Below are 13,883 nucleotides of genomic sequence, written 5' to 3'. Positions count from 1 at the left end.
TGCTGAACGCTTGAGCCATGACCGGAATGCACCCGCTCCCAAACTGCGGCCAGGTGCTTCTCACCCGCCTCAGCTGCCTTCCGGGCATCTGCGCCGACAGCGGAGCGGTGGTGCGTGCCCACCGCCCTCCTGTCGACCCGCGCGCCGGAAGGAGCCGGCGCCGCATCACTTGTCCCGTCCGCGCCGTGGTCACTCTTCGCGGAGCACGCGGACGCTCGTGACCTCCGTGTCGACCGCGTCCGGCACAACCATCCCGGCCTGCACGCCGGTCCGCAGGTAGCGCAGAACATCTCCGGTGAGGCGCTCGCCAGGCAGGGCCGCCGGAATGCCCGGGGGGTACGGCGTCAGCATTTCGGCCGCGACCCGACCGTCCGCCTCCTGCCAGGGCACCTGCTCCGTCCGGCCGAAGAAGGCGTCACGGGGCAGCACCGCCTGCTCCAGCCTGAGCCGCGACGGCGGCGGGACCTCCACGGGCTGTCCGGTCCGGAGCTCGGCAGCGTGCGCGGCCAGGTCGGTCAGGGCCGCCAGAAGCGCCTCCACCGTGTCGCTGTCGTCGGCGTGGGTGAGCTGTGCGCTGATACGGCGGTGGTCGGCGACGTGGAGGTTGATGCGGTGCCTGTCCCGCAGCCAGTCGGCCGCGCGGTAGCCGGTGACCTCCCACGCGCTGATGTCGATGATGATCTGGAGGGGGTCCATGTCCGCCGCCCGGCCAGGCCCGCAGAAGTCGTCACGGCCGTGCACGTGCATCCCGTCGATACGGGAGATCCGCTCGCGGGTCTTCTGAGCGAGGGCGAGAGCGTGGTCGTAGAGGGCCTCGCCCTGTTCGACCATCTGCCGGCGCCAGCCGTCCAGCGCCGCATAGACGAGCGACGAGGGGCTGGTGGTCCCCAGGAGGTCCTCACGGCTCTTGAGCACCTCCGGCCGGATCAGGTCGCCCTGGAGGTGGAAGACGGAGCTCTGTTCGAGACCGGAGCCCATCTTGTGGACGGAGGTGACGCACACGTCGGCGCCGGCGTCCATGGCCCACGTGGGAAGGCAGGGGTGGAAGGGCAGATGGGCGCCCCATGCCTCGTCGACGATCAGGGGCCGGCCCCTACGGTGGCAGATTTCGGCAATGGCGGCCAGGTCCGAGCAGGTGCCGTAGGGGGTCGGTGTGGTCACCAGTGCGCCGCGGGCGTCGGGGTGCTCGGCGAAGGCCGCCTCGAATGCCCCGGCGGTCGGCGGGTGGGCGAGGTGGAGCTCGGCCTCCCACTGCGGATCCACCCAGACGGGCCGTATGCCCGAGAGGATCAGGCCTGACACCACGGATTTGTGCGCGTCCCGGCCGACCAACAGCTTCTCGTGCGGCCCGGCGACCGACAGCATGGCCGACTTCACCGACAGTGAGCTGCCGCAAGTCGAGAAGAACGCGTGGTCCGCCCCGACGGCGTCCGCCATCAGCGCTTGGGCTTCCTCCAGGACGCCGTTGGACGACGTGCGGTCGTCCAGGCCGCTGGTGGCGAGCACATCGGACCGGAACACCGCTTCGCCGAGCACGGCCCGCACCCTGGGGTCGGCGCCCCGGCCCTGTTTGTGTCCCGGGGGCGTGAACGGGGTCTGACGGCTTTCGTGGTAGGCGGCCAACGCATCGAGTACCGGGGCCTTCGACTGGTCCATGTCTCGCGCCTGCCCCGAGGCCGTCGGCGAAAACGGACATCCAACGGCGGTGGCGTCCTCGGGTATCGCCAGTATCCGTTAGGCGAAGCGCAGTACCGGGAACCTGCTCCACTCCCATGACCGACGGCCGCCCGGTCCCATCTTTCGATGCGGGTGCGTGAAGCCGCAACGGCAGGGAAGGCGGAGTCCGGGCGGAATGCAGCACAACCGCCGAACACGACGTACGGAACAGGGAGGAGCGGTGGAGAGTTCGCCACTGCGCCGCCTCCCGTCGACCGGAGGAGTTGTTTTTCGCGTGACTGAGCATGTGTGGAGCTACCAGCCGACCGCGGGCCGCCTGGCCGGTACCGATCTGACCGGCTACAAGGTCGAGGCGACCGACGGCAGCATCGGCAAGGTCGACAAGCACTCCGACGAGGTCGGTGACGCCTACCTCGTGGTGGACACCGGCGTATGGATCTTCGGCAAGGAGGTCCTGCTCCCGGCCGGCACGGTCGTCAGGATCGACACGGACGACCAGAAGGTCTTCGTCGACCGCACCAAGGAACAGATCAAGAACGCCCCCGAGTTCCACCGGGACAAGCACCTCGGCGACACCGGATACCGGGAGGAGCTGGGCACGTACTACGGCACCGGCGCTCCCTTCGGCGGCCGCCCCGCCTGATCCCGATCCCCCACCACGCAGCCGGTCCCGGCACCCCTGTGGGTGCCGGGACCGGCTGCGTGGTGGGGTCCTGCCTACCGCATGGCGTCGGGGTGTCCGGTCGGAATGCGGCCGTTGGCCGGCGGGTCGGCGTCCACGGGGAACAGGGGCAGGGCGCCGGTCATCTCCAGGAGGCGCCGGAGCTGGCGGTTGGGGGCTGCCAGGCGGATCACGGTGCCGGTCTCCTGGGCTGCCCGTCGCTCGGCGAGAAGTGCGTTGAGTGCCGAGGAGTCGCAGAAGGTGAGGCGGCTGCAGTCGACCACCACGGGCTTGGCCGACGAGGCGTGGGCGAGAGCTTCGGCGAGGGCGAGCCGGAGGGAGGGTGCCGTCTCGATGTCGATCTCTCCGACGGGCCGGACCGCGACCATGTGGTCCAGGTCGTCCACGGCGATGCCGTTCCCGCCGGCCTCCCGGGGAGGGTGTTCGGGCATGGTGGATCACTCCTTGGGCCGACGGGCCTGGTCCCGACGCCGGCCGAGGGTTCGGGTGCGGATCACATGCTGCGCTGGTCGTGCGTGTCCTGGCGGAGCTGGTCGGCGTGCCGGGTCAGTACGTCGATGCGTTCGGCGAGCTCGGCATCCTCCGGCCGCAGATGAGGCCGGGTGTCGGCCAGCGGGCGCACGAGGCGGGAAGCGTCGTTGTCGGCGAGAGCCGAGTTCAGGTCGCCGACGGCGGAATCGGCGCTGGCGGGGAGACCGGTGAGGGCGGTGACCTGGCCTGCGAGCCGACGCAGGTCGGCCGCGTTGTCACGGGCCCAGCCCTTCACGGTGCGGTCGGCGGCGCGGGTGTCGCGGGTGGCCTGGACCCGCTGCTCGCCGGTGCTTCCGGCAGCGCCGGGGCGTAGGCGCAGGTAGCGGCGTTCGGCGGCCTGGCGACTGGCCACCCCGAGGGGGCCGGCGAGGTCGGCCCAGCTCGCGCCCTGCCCCCGGGCGGTTTCGATCAGCCCGCTCTCCCAGCCGGCGAGCTGCTCACGGACCTCGCGGAGCATCAGCAGCGCGGCCAGAGCCGGGTCCGGCCCCGAGTCCGGTGCGTGCGCCGCTTCGCCCGTCGATGCGCCCGCGGGAGGCTGTTGCGCATCCCTTACGGCCTGGGCAATGGCCTCCAGCGCCGTGGCGGCGGCAAGGAAGGGGATCTGTGCGCGGGGTTGTGCGGCCTCGTTCATGACACTCTCCGTCATATGTCATCCAATCGATGACTCCCTGCTTGTCATCACTTCGATGACATGTTACAACGGAAGCACGTTGAAGCGCATTGGCAGTTTCTGCCTGAACCAACTGGAGGTGTTTCGCGATGTTGATGCGCACCGACCCGTTCCGCGAGATGGACCGCATCGTCCAGCAGCTGTCCGGCACGTCCGGGACCTGGTCGAAGCCGTCCGTGATGCCGATGGACGCCTACCGCCAGGGCGACACGTACGTGATCGCCTTCGACCTCCCCGGAGTCAGCACCGAGGCGATCGACATCGACGTCGAACGGAACATGCTCACGGTGAAGGCCGAACGCCGGCCCGCGGGGAAGTCCGACGGCGTGCAGATGGAACTCTCCGAGCGGCCCCTGGGCGTCTTCTCCCGCCAGGTCATGCTGGCCGACACCCTCGACACCGAGCACATCGAGGCCGACTACGACGCGGGTGTCCTGACCCTGCGGATCCCGATCGCCGAGCGCGCCAAGCCGCGGAAGATCGCCATCGGCGGCGAGTCCGGCCGCAAGCAGATCTCCGGCTGACCAGGCCTGCACCGGCGGCGGAGGACGGGGGACCCGATCCCCCTCCGGCACCCCCGTCCTCCGCACCCCTTCCCCCCTTTCACCCCCTCCCCTGGAGGTGACGTGAGATGTCGATGCGCCGGGAAGCGTTCCTGGAACACGTCCAGGAACGCGGCGAGTACCGGACCCGGGAAGAAGCGGAACGCGCTGCCCGCGTCGTCCTGGCCCTGCTGGGCGCACACCTCGTCGGCACCGTGCGGGCCGAGCTCGCCGCCCGGCTCCCCGAGACCTACGCCCTGATCCTTCTCAACCCCCTGCAGGCCGCGGAGCCGCTCTCCCCCGAACGCTTCGTCCGCGCGACCGCTGCCTGGATCGAAGGCGCCACCGAGAAAACGGCCCTGTGGGACATCGGCGCCGTCCTCTCCACCGTGGCCGCAGCCGCCGGAGACACCCTCATGCACGACGTCCTGCTCCAGCTCCCGCCCGGCTACGACCTCCTCTTCGGCCACCCCCAGCCCACCTGACCGCCGGCACCGGCCGGAACGAACCTTCGAAGAGAAAGGCAACCGCAGCACCATGTACGCCCAGCCTCAACCGAACCCGTCCTTCGCGGCCATGACGTTCGATCAGATGCTGGAACGAGTGCGCTACGAAGGCGCCTACCCCACCCGCGAACGCGCCGAAGAAGCCGTCCGCACGGTCCTCGCCGCCCTCGGCCGCCAGCTCGTCGGAGACGAACGCGTCGACCTCGCCCAGGCCCTGCCCGTCGAAGCCGCCCTCACCCTGACCGCCCAGGTCCCCGACACCGAACAACTCACCGGATGGGGCTTCGTCAAAGAGATGGCCGCCCGCGCCGGCACGACCCCGGCCGTCGCCCGCTGGGACACCGGCGCGGTACTCGCCGTCGTTTCCCGCCTCGCCGGCCCCGACCTGCTCGGCCGCATCCTTCGCGGGCTCCCGGGCGGCTACGCGCTCCTCTTCGGCCAGGCCGAACTGCGCCAGCCCCAGCCGGCTGCCTGAACCCGGCCGGTCGGCCCCACCCGGCACGCCCCGGCCAACCGGCCGGGGCGTGCTCCGGGCCGGGTGCCGCCCTGGCCGGGCTCCCCGGTATCTGAGCCGCCGACCGTGGAAGCGGACCCAGGAGGGTGGCTGTCCGCCAGCACACGGGCCTCCGTCCATCAGCCGGTGGGCAGGCTTTCGGTCGTCGGGCGGCGGCGGACGCCGTCCGCGGTGAGCTGGACGAGTTCGCGGCGGACGGCGTCGTGGTGGGTGGGGTGGAAACCGGGGACGGAACCGATGCGGGCGCCGGAGGTGGGGTCCCAGATCTCCAGGCCGGGTCCGCCTGCCGAGTACAGCAGGCCGTCGGCGGCGAAGAAGCGGCCTTCCGGGCCTCCGAACGTCGCCGTCTCGTCGGGCAATGAGCCGTGGACTCCGAGGTCGACCATGCGGGTGACGTCGAAGACGCGGGCGCCGGGGACCACTGCCTCGTCGTCGTCTCCGAGCCCGCCGAGGACGATCCGCGCCTCGTCCAGCCAGACCATGGGCCGGTTCCAGTGGTACTCGCAAGGAGGCAGCCGCAGGAATTCGACGGCGGGCTGCTCGCCGTTCCACGCCGCCTCTCCGTCGGCGAACCACCGGGCGAGGTTCCAGGTGACGGGCTGGCCCAGCGGGTGCCACACCCAGGTGTCCGAAGCCAGGCGGGTGCCGCCCGGGCTGAGGTGGAGCGCGCCGTGGAAACTGTGCGCCCAGGCGGCCTCCTTCTCGGACTTCGGCATCGGCAGGACGGGCTCGCCGGTCGCCGGGTCCGTGCCCGCGATCCGGTTCCACCGGGTGCGGTGCAGGACGACGTCGCGGCCGGCGTGCTCGGTGAACAGGAGGGAGTAGGGGACGGTCTCGCTGTGGTACCCGTCGTTCTCCAGGACCGTGGTGACCGCTCCGGTGGTCAGGTCGATCACCTCGCCGGTGCGGCCGAAGTCGACGACGACGGCGGCGAACCGGCCGTTGCGGGAGGCGTGCAGCCGCAGGGCCTTGTCGTGCCCGCTCCATGGCTTCGCATCGGCCGGCACGGTGACACCGGTGGTGGCCAGATGCGTGCAGCAGCCCGCCTCGGCGTCCCACAGCAGAATCCGCCCGTCGGCCGCGAGCAGCAGCAGTCCCCGCTCCGTGGGAGCGAGGTCCAGGACCGTACCCGTTCCCGCGGGGAACGGGACCAGAGGTCCGGCCCCCGGGACGGGGCGGGAGGCGTCGATGATCTCAGGTCGCCCGACGGCGTCGACCACGCTCCCGTACGAGGTGTCCGAACAGTCCTCACAGATGCGGCCGGCGGCGACCGGCCGACCGTGCTCGGCTTCTTCGCGACAAAGGGCGCATATCCGCTGGTGCTCGTTGCCGTGCCCGGTGTAATGGAGGGAGAAGTCGACCTCGTCGGTCGCGGTCCGGATGTGCTCGCAGACCGGGAGGCCGTAGGCGGGGGCGTCGTGGCCGCAGGCGAGTGCCATGGTGGTGTCTCCTCGAAGTGGTGTTGCGGGCCGATGGCCGCCTGGTCGGCCGCCGGTCACCGGTCACCGGTCGCCCCATTCCATCCGACGGAATATTCGATTCCGGCTCGGTGCGGCGTGCGGGGCCTGATCGGACACCCTCCCGTGTCCGTTCGGGCAGAGCCGGGCGCAGAGGGGAACCGCACGCTCGGACGAGGCAGTTCCCGTCGCGGCAGGCAGACGCCAAGCGGATGCCAAGCCGATGCCAGGTGGAACGGGGCAGGGTGGGAGAGACCGCGGCGGCGGCCGTGGTGGTTCGCCGCGCAGGCCGGCCGCGCGGCCGCAACAACCCCTCCCGCGGGCCCGGTACCGGCCGTCGGCCCGGACACCAGATCGGCGGTGCACCCCCGTGCTCCTCACCCTCCCCGTCCAGGCTCCGGCCGCCTCATCCGTTCCCGCCGACGGCGTAGGAGCGGCAGTGCCCCCGCGCAGCCGCAGGTCCGCGCCCGACGTCTCGCGGCACGGTAGCCCCCGGGGCGGGCCGGTGGGCGTGTTGGTGACCGCCGAGGACGCCTTGACGGCAGAGGGCGCGCGGGCGCGGCTGCGCGACTATGCCGGGCTGCGGCCCCTGCCTGCTGCGGAGCGGCACCGGGCCGATGTTCACCTCGTCTTCGCGGACCGGTTCACCGGCGCCACCCTGGATCTCCTGCGTTCGCTGGCCGCCGACGCGCACGAACCGGGAGCCGGGGCAGTGCTGGTGACCGGCGAGGTCCCCGACCGGTATGTCCTGCCCGCCGTGCAACACGGGCTGCGCAGCGTGGTGGCACGCACCGCAGCGGGATTCGACGCGGTGGCCGAGGCCGTCCGGGAGACGGCCCGGGGCAACGCCGTACTGCCGTCCGGGCTCCAAGGAACACTCATCGACCAGGTGCTCGGCCTGCGTAGCAGCGTGCTGGAACCCGCCGGGCTCACCTTCTCGGGGCTGGGGACCAGGGAGGTGGAGGTGCTGCGGCTGCTCGCGGAGGGCCTGGACACCGCGGACATCGGGCGCCGGCTGAACTACTCCGAGCGTACGATCAAGCAGGTGATCAGCGGGGTGACGGGTCGGCTGGGCCTGCGCAACCGCACCCAGGCGGTGGCCTACGCCTTCCGGCACGGCGCCCTGTGACCCGGCGGAGCCGCGCCGGGGCGCGGCCGGCACGCCCCCAACAGTGCGGGATCCACCCGCCCGCACATTCGGCAGCACGCCGCGCCCGCGGACCGGCCCGCCCCTAGCATGGGGACTGTGCGATCCACTCTCCCGAAGAACGAGGGCGACCGGGTACAGAGCCTCCTACAGCTCATCGAGGACGGCATTCACCTCGTCGTCGCGGCGCTCCTGGTACTGCTCGCGGGGCTCCTGACCGTCGGGGTCGTGCAGGACGTCGTCAAGGCGATCCAGGGGCCGTACCGTGAGGAGACGATCGTTCTCTCCGCCCTGGACAGCAGCCTGGTGCTCTTCATCGTGGCCGAGCTGCTCCACACCGTCCGCCTCACCATCAGGAACCAGACCCTCGACGCGGAGCCGTTCCTCGTCGTCGGCCTGATCGCCGGCGTCCGCAAGGTGCTCATCGTGACGGCCGAGGCGGAGAAGTCCTTCCGGTGGGAAGTCGAAGGGATCGAACTGCTCATCCTCACGGGGCTGATCCTCGTCATGGCGACAGCGGTGTACGTGTGGCGGCGCTCGACCCGGCCGGGAGACTACTTCTCACCCCAGGAGGCACGCCACTGAGCGTCGCGGAAGCCGTCAACCATCCCGGCGCCTCGGCGAGCCGCTCCGCCTCAGGAGCGAAGACCGCCGACCCCGGCAGCGTCGTAGGCGGCACCGATGTGAGCGCGTCGCACGATTTCGGGTTCGGGACTGGCGAAACCGGAATCGCAAATCGTATAATTTCGGACATGGAGTCGGTGGAGGCCCGCACCAGCTGGACGTTCGTCACGAACCACGCCCGGATCCTCGCCATGATCCTGCGCGATCCGGAGATCCGGCTTCGTGATCTGGCCGGCAGCTGCGGGCTCACGGAACGGGCGGCCGGGGCCATCGTCCGGGACCTGGAGACCGCCGGATACCTCACCCGGGTACGCCGCGGCCGCCGCAACCACTACCAGGTCACGCCCGGGACCCTCTTCCGCCATCCGGCCGAGGGCCGCCACGAGATCGCGAACCTCCTGCACCTGCTGGTCGGCCTCGACCCCCGGGCCGGAGCGACCGGCCACCCTTCCACGGACGGTGAATACCGTGAGCGCGAACAACACGGCTGACCCGCAAACGCGCGCGGGACCCGCGCCCGCCGTGCCACCGCCCCCTGCCAGGCCTTCTTCCCGAGGTATCGGGGTGTGAAGGAGCAGGGCATGACCTCCTTCCCCGACCGAGTGCCGGTCACTGCGGCGCAGCACATCAGCGGCACCCTGCCCCCTTCCGTCGCCGGTGTGGTTCTCGTGCCGGGGACGCACCGGGTGCTGGCCCGTGTGCGCGGCGAGATCGACGTGCACGACGGCAACGGTCTGCGCGCCGACCTCATCGCAGCCATGAACTCCAGCCGCGACGGCCTCGACGTCGACCTGTCCGCCGTCACCTTCTGCGACACCACCGGCCTGCACATCCTGCTGGACCTGGACCAGCTGGCCCTGGAGACCGGGAAAACGCTGGTGCTGACCGCCCTCAGCCGGCCGGTGGCCCGCCTCCTGCGCCTGAGCGGGGTCCAGCACATGCTGACCGTCCCCACCTGGCCCCCGCCCCCCGGAAAAAATGAGGTCGTGTCCACATCCGGGGAGGCGACTGCGCCGCGTGATCGGATCGGGCTGGGCCAGGTGCTGGCGGCGGCCGAGAGCGGCGCGCCCGTGCACTCTCTCGACGTGGTGGCCCGCAATCTGCGCGACCGGTTCGACGCCAGGTACGTGTCGTTCCTGTTCGTCGACATCGTCGGCCGGCGCCTGCTACGGGTCCACGACACAGCCGCCGAGCCCGGGCAGCAGCCGGCCGAACAGGTCCCTCTCGCGGGCAGCAGCGTCTACGACGACGTGCTGCGCAGCCAGGTCCTCGTGGTGGCCACGGACGGCCAGGACGGGTACCGGGTGCTCGCCCCGGTCACCAACCGCGGCGACACCATCGGCGTCCTGGAACTGTTCCTCGCCCAGGCCCCACCAGAAGTACGTCTCCAGGTCCAGGAGGCCGCACACGCGCTCGCGTACATCATCGTGACCGACCGCCGCTTCACCGACCTCTACCACTGGGGCAACCGCACCGGACCGGTCAGCCTCTCCGCGGAGATCCAGCGCCAGCTCCTGCCCTCCGCCTCCTGCTGCGAAGCCCCCGAGTTCACCCTGGCCGGCGCCCTGGTCCCCGCCTCCGACATCGCGGGCGACACCTACGACTACAGCCTCGACAGCCACACCCTGCACCTGTCCATCACCGACGCCATGGGCCACGACGTGGCCGCCTCGCTCATGGCCACGCTCCTCGTCAACGCCTCCCGCGGCGCCCGCCGCGCCGGATGCGCCCTCGCAGAACAGGCCCGCCGGACCCACCAGGCCCTCGTCGACCACGGCCTCCACAGCATCGCCACCGGACAACTCCTGCGCGTCGCCCTGGACGGCACCCGCGCCCAGCTCGTCAACGCCGGCCACCCCTGGCCCTACCTCCTGCGCGACGGCACCGTCACCGAACTGCCCCTGGCCGTCAACCTGCCTTTCGGCCTCCCCTCGCAGGGCACCTACCAGGTCCAAGACCTCGACCTGCGCCCCGGCGACCGCCTCCTGCTGCACACGGACGGCATGCAGGAACGCGACGCCGTGAGCGTGAACCTGCCGGCCCTTTTGCGCAAGACCGCGGCCGAGCATCCACGCGAGGTCGTACGCACTCTGGTCGGCGCGGTCACCGACGCCTACGGGGGCCGGCCGCCCAAGGACGACGCCACCGTCCTGTGCCTGGACTGGCGCGGGCCGACGACCGCAGAGGGTGAACAGGCCGGGCCGGCGAGGTGAGCCCGCGCCGGTGTGGGTTCAGGTCACCCGCTGGTCACCGTGGTCGTCCCTTGCCATCTGGCGTCGTTCCTGCTCCCGCTTGGAGTAGGCGGCTGCCCGGATGGCCTCGTCGCTCTCCAAGCCGGAGCCCAGCGCACCGCCCACTGTCGCAGTCGAAGCGACGAACCATGACAACGTCCAGTACTCCGCTGCGTCCAGCGGTTCCCGTGTCATCGCAGCGAACACCTGGTCATTGAGGATGAACAGCGCCCACACGACGTTGATGAGCAGCAGACCCACATAGCAGACGAGCACCCCGATGCCTACCGTCAGGACCGTCGACGCGTTGTAGAGCCGCGCCCGCTGGCTCGCCTCCGGCGAACCCTCAGGTGGGCGATGCCACAGCTCCGCGTCCACGATCAGCCAGCCGATCATGAGCGCGACGGAGCCGACCATGGCGATCACGAGGCGCGGTGCACTCAGGGCCTCGGCCAGACTCCAGACGGTGGAGTTCACGGTGGCGACCGCTCCCGTGGCGAGCGCGGCCGCCAGAGCTTTCGACAGGCCCGGGACCAAGCGCCAAGGCCGGTTGGCACGGACCATACCGGCGAGCACCCGCAGGTAGCCGCGTGGCCCGCTGACGACGTACCGCAGATCGGCAGTCCCCTCCTCACCGGCCTGGCCCGGAGGAAGGGCCGTGAGACGAACGGCAGGCGGTCCCGGATGCCGTTGACTTCGCGGTCGCCCCTCAGCACCGGTGTCCCGCAGCCCCGCCAAGCCCAGCACGGCTTCCTCCACGGCCCGCCGGGCCCTCGTCTGCAGGCGCAAACCTCCCAGAGAAGGAAGTGAAAGCAGCGCCAACCCGTGTTCGTGACTCAGGTCCACAGCGAGCCTGCGCCCGTGTGAGTGCAGCGGAAGGTCAGTGAGGGCCACGACGATGTCCCAGTCCTCCGCACTTCCGCGGTCCTTGATCCGGCGCATCAAGGTGTGCGGATCCTCGGTCCCCGCGGTGAAGGGCTCACTGATCACCTTGACGTCGAACCGCCGCCCCTGGCCGGACCTTTCGGCGAGCCGAGCGGAAAGGGCCCGGGCCATGCGCTCCGCGATCTCCGTCGGCGCGTCCGGATCCGCCAGAAGGGCTACGACCGTGACGTCCTGAGGCGACATATGCATGACCCGACCCTTCTCGTCGGCTACCTCCACGATCGCAGGTGCCCCCAGGCTGCCTTCGGGCCGCCTGTCGGGGCCGTCAGGGGCGGTCACCGTCAGGCCACCGGCCGACCCGTCGCCGGCCGAGACCCTTCAGAGCCTGCGGAGCGGACCAGATTGCCCGTCACCTCCCGGTGCTCGTGCACGAAGCGAATAGCCATGGCCCCCTCACCGGCGGCCGAGGCCACTCGCTTGACCGAACCGCTCCTGACATCGCCGACTGCGAAAACCCCCGGAAGGGTCGTCTCCAGCAGCAGCGGACCGCGGCCCAGCGAGTCCCACCGGGACGCGTCGGCCGCCGCCCGGGCGTCGGCGCCGGTGAGGACGAAACCCTTCTCGTCCAGGGCCAGTACGCCTTTGAGCCAATCCGTGCGTGGCCGGGCCCCGATGAACACGAACAGCGCTGCGGCCCGCAGCTCGCGGCGCTCACCGCTTGCGTTGTCCTCCACGACCAACGACTCCAGCCCCTCCTCCCCGGAGACGCCCCGGACTTCGGTGTGGAGCAGGACCTCGATCTTCGGATGCCGTTCCACCTGATCCACCAAGTAACGCGACATGTCGGCGTTGAGGTCGCCGCCCCGGACGAGGAGATGGACCCTGGACGCGTGGTCCGCGAGGAACAGCGATGCCTGCCCGGCGGAGTTGCCGCCACCCACCACGCCGACCGGATCCGCCCGGCAGAGACTGGCCTCGTGGACGGTCGCCGCGTAGTAGACGCTGACGCCCTCCAGGCGGTCGATGTCCGGGACCTCGAGCCTGCGGTACCACACACCCGAGGCGAGCACCACGGCGCCCGCCCGCACCCGGGACCCGTCTGTGAAGGTGACGACGTACTCGTCATCCTGCGGGGTGAGCCCCGTGACCTGGGCCGGCACCATGAGGCGGGCGCCGAACTTGTGGGCTTGGAGCACCGCGCGTTCGATGAGCTCGCCCCCGGAAATGCCCGACGGGAAGCCGAGGTAGTTCTCGATGCGGGACGAGGTGGCGGCCTGGCCTCCGGTGGCCACCGCGTCGACGGTGACCGTGGTGAGGCCGTCGGAGGCGCCGTACACCGAGGCGGCGAGTCCCGCGGGGCCCGCCCCCACCACCATCACGTCGCACCGCGCAGCCTCCGGCGAGGGGGCGGGCAGACCGATGAGCCGGGCGAGTTCGGCGTTGCTCGGATTGCGCAGCACCCGCTCCCCCTTCCAGAGGACCACCGGGGTCTCCTCGGGGCGGATCGAGAACCGGCGCAGCAGCGCATCGGCCTCCTTGTCCTTCTCCAGATCCACCCATCGGTGGGGGAGCCGGTTACGGGCGGCGAACTCACGCAGCCGCAACGTGTCCGGTGAATAGCACGACCCCAGGATCCGGAAGCCTGCGCCGAGGCCGATGAGCAGATACCTGCGGCCCAGATAGGCACGGAGGATCAGGTCGCCGAGGACGGGCTCGCGATCGACCAGCGCGCGCTGCCGCTCCACCGTCACAGCCAGGACCTCGCCGGTCTGGCGCATCACTGCGGTGTCGAACGCGGCCTGGCCCTCCAGCAGCCCGAGTTCACCGAGGAACCTGCCGGGCCCGTGCACGGCCACCGTGCGCTCCTCGGGCCCACCGTGGTCGTGGAGGATCTCGACGCTCCCGCTGAGGATCGCGAGGAATTCCCGGAACGGCTCACCCTCGCGGTACAGCACCTCGCCCTCGGCGACCCTGCGGCGTTCACCGTGCGCGGTCAGGTCCTGAAGCTGCTCCGGTGTCAGACGCGGAAACGCCCCGTACCGGTCAGGTGTCTCGCGGACCGCACCATGGTTGTGCTCGGTCGTGCTCATCAGACCAGGGCCTCGTGAACGAAGCACCAGCGCCAGTCCTCCCCCGGCTGGAAGGACCGCACGATGGGGTGACCGGCGCTCCCCGCGTGCCGCCTGGCGTGCTTGAGGGGCGAGGAGTCGCAGCAGCCGACGTGTCCGCAGGTGAGACACAGGCGCAGGTGCACCCACGGGGAGTGCTCCTTGAGGCACTCCTCGCAGGCCTCGGGGGTACGCGGCGTGACCGGTCGCACCATCGCCAAGTGCGGGTCGGGGATCGTAGCCATGAGGGTTCTCCTTCCGGTCGATGTCGGCATTGCGGTCGTGGGGCTCTCAAGGTGACGTGACCGC

At 71.0% G+C, this 13,883-nt stretch carries 15 protein-coding genes and 1 pseudogene; 9 read left to right on the top strand and 7 right to left on the bottom strand.

All coding sequences use genetic code 11. The features are described from left to right. Positions 1-189 precede the first annotated feature (189 nt). Positions 190-1,656: an aminotransferase class I/II-fold pyridoxal phosphate-dependent enzyme gene (locus tag NRK68_RS30385; protein WP_257857333.1), complete on the bottom strand. Its 1,467-nt coding sequence runs from the start codon at positions 1,654-1,656 to the stop codon at positions 190-192. Positions 1,657-1,951: 295 nt separating this feature from the next. Here NRK68_RS30385 and NRK68_RS30380 point away from each other — a divergent pair, with 295 nt between their 5' ends. Continuing rightward, the gene (locus NRK68_RS30380; RefSeq protein ID WP_257857332.1) at positions 1,952-2,320 is read left to right on the top strand and encodes a PRC-barrel domain-containing protein; all 369 of its coding nucleotides are present in this window, start codon (positions 1,952-1,954) and stop codon (positions 2,318-2,320) included. Between the two features lie 74 nt (positions 2,321-2,394). On the opposite strand, the gene NRK68_RS30375 is transcribed toward NRK68_RS30380, so the two are convergent. Together NRK68_RS30375 and NRK68_RS30370 are read right to left on the bottom strand one after the other, a co-directional pair. Beyond that, entirely contained in the window at positions 2,395-2,790 is a 396-nt protein-coding gene (locus tag NRK68_RS30375) for an STAS domain-containing protein (RefSeq protein WP_257857331.1), read from the bottom strand. Positions 2,791-2,852: 62 nt separating this feature from the next. After that, positions 2,853-3,521, bottom strand: a complete 669-nt coding sequence (locus tag NRK68_RS30370) for an HSP18 transcriptional regulator (protein ID WP_183064365.1) — start codon at positions 3,519-3,521, stop codon at positions 2,853-2,855. 128 nt (positions 3,522-3,649) lie between these two features. Here NRK68_RS30370 and NRK68_RS30365 point away from each other — a divergent pair, with 128 nt between their 5' ends. From NRK68_RS30365 to NRK68_RS30355, 3 genes are all read left to right on the top strand, one after another. Further along, on the top strand, positions 3,650-4,084 hold the full coding sequence (locus NRK68_RS30365) for an Hsp20/alpha crystallin family protein (protein ID WP_031153625.1): 435 nt from the start codon (positions 3,650-3,652) through the stop codon (positions 4,082-4,084). Between the two features lie 107 nt (positions 4,085-4,191). Continuing rightward, a complete protein-coding gene (locus NRK68_RS30360) occupies positions 4,192-4,587 on the top strand; it encodes a DUF2267 domain-containing protein (RefSeq protein WP_183064364.1) in 396 nt (131 codons plus the stop codon). 52 nt (positions 4,588-4,639) lie between these two features. Further along, the gene (locus NRK68_RS30355) at positions 4,640-5,083 is read left to right on the top strand and encodes a DUF2267 domain-containing protein (RefSeq protein ID WP_183064362.1); all 444 of its coding nucleotides are present in this window, start codon (positions 4,640-4,642) and stop codon (positions 5,081-5,083) included. Between the two features lie 158 nt (positions 5,084-5,241). Here NRK68_RS30355 and NRK68_RS30350 read toward each other — a convergent pair whose 3' ends face one another. Further along, positions 5,242-6,561: a hypothetical protein gene (locus NRK68_RS30350; protein ID WP_183064360.1), complete on the bottom strand. Its 1,320-nt coding sequence runs from the start codon at positions 6,559-6,561 to the stop codon at positions 5,242-5,244. Between the two features lie 523 nt (positions 6,562-7,084). On the opposite strand from NRK68_RS30350, the gene NRK68_RS30345 reads away from it, so the two are divergent. The 5 genes and pseudogenes from NRK68_RS30345 (at position 7,085) to NRK68_RS30325 (ending at position 10,563) form a co-directional block, all read left to right on the top strand. Continuing rightward, on the top strand, positions 7,085-7,708 hold the full coding sequence (locus NRK68_RS30345) for a response regulator transcription factor (RefSeq protein ID WP_183064358.1): 624 nt from the start codon (positions 7,085-7,087) through the stop codon (positions 7,706-7,708). Between the two features lie 108 nt (positions 7,709-7,816). After that, complete coding sequence (locus tag NRK68_RS30340) at positions 7,817-8,311, top strand: phosphate-starvation-inducible PsiE family protein (RefSeq protein ID WP_183064357.1); 495 nt, start codon at positions 7,817-7,819, stop codon at positions 8,309-8,311. A gap of 167 nt (positions 8,312-8,478) precedes the next feature. Then, positions 8,479-8,841 (top strand): helix-turn-helix transcriptional regulator, encoded by a 363-nt coding sequence (locus NRK68_RS30335; protein ID WP_257857330.1) that lies wholly within the window; start codon positions 8,479-8,481, stop codon positions 8,839-8,841. A gap of 90 nt (positions 8,842-8,931) precedes the next feature. Then, positions 8,932-9,285: pseudogene (locus tag NRK68_RS30330) on the top strand (STAS domain-containing protein); the annotation flags it as partial. Positions 9,286-9,375: 90 nt separating this feature from the next. Beyond that, entirely contained in the window at positions 9,376-10,563 is a 1,188-nt protein-coding gene (locus NRK68_RS30325) for a PP2C family protein-serine/threonine phosphatase (protein ID WP_257857960.1), read from the top strand. 18 nt (positions 10,564-10,581) lie between these two features. On the opposite strand, the gene NRK68_RS30320 is transcribed toward NRK68_RS30325, so the two are convergent. From NRK68_RS30320 to NRK68_RS30310, 3 genes are all read right to left on the bottom strand, one after another. After that, positions 10,582-11,715: a hypothetical protein gene (locus tag NRK68_RS30320; protein ID WP_183064879.1), complete on the bottom strand. Its 1,134-nt coding sequence runs from the start codon at positions 11,713-11,715 to the stop codon at positions 10,582-10,584. Between the two features lie 92 nt (positions 11,716-11,807). After that, positions 11,808-13,556: an FAD-dependent oxidoreductase gene (locus NRK68_RS30315; protein WP_183064351.1), complete on the bottom strand. Its 1,749-nt coding sequence runs from the start codon at positions 13,554-13,556 to the stop codon at positions 11,808-11,810. Further along, positions 13,556-13,819, bottom strand: coding sequence for a UBP-type zinc finger domain-containing protein (locus NRK68_RS30310; protein WP_183064349.1), 264 nt, complete (start codon positions 13,817-13,819; stop codon positions 13,556-13,558). The genes NRK68_RS30315 and NRK68_RS30310 overlap by 1 nt, the downstream gene beginning before the upstream one ends. Positions 13,820-13,883: the final 64 nt, after the last annotated feature.

Source organism: Streptomyces yangpuensis (genome assembly GCF_024666385.1).
Taxonomy (GTDB): Bacteria; Actinomycetota; Actinomycetes; order Streptomycetales; family Streptomycetaceae; genus Streptomyces; species Streptomyces yangpuensis.
Note: the sequence above shows the minus strand (reverse complement) of the source record. Positions and strands in the feature narration are given on the sequence as shown.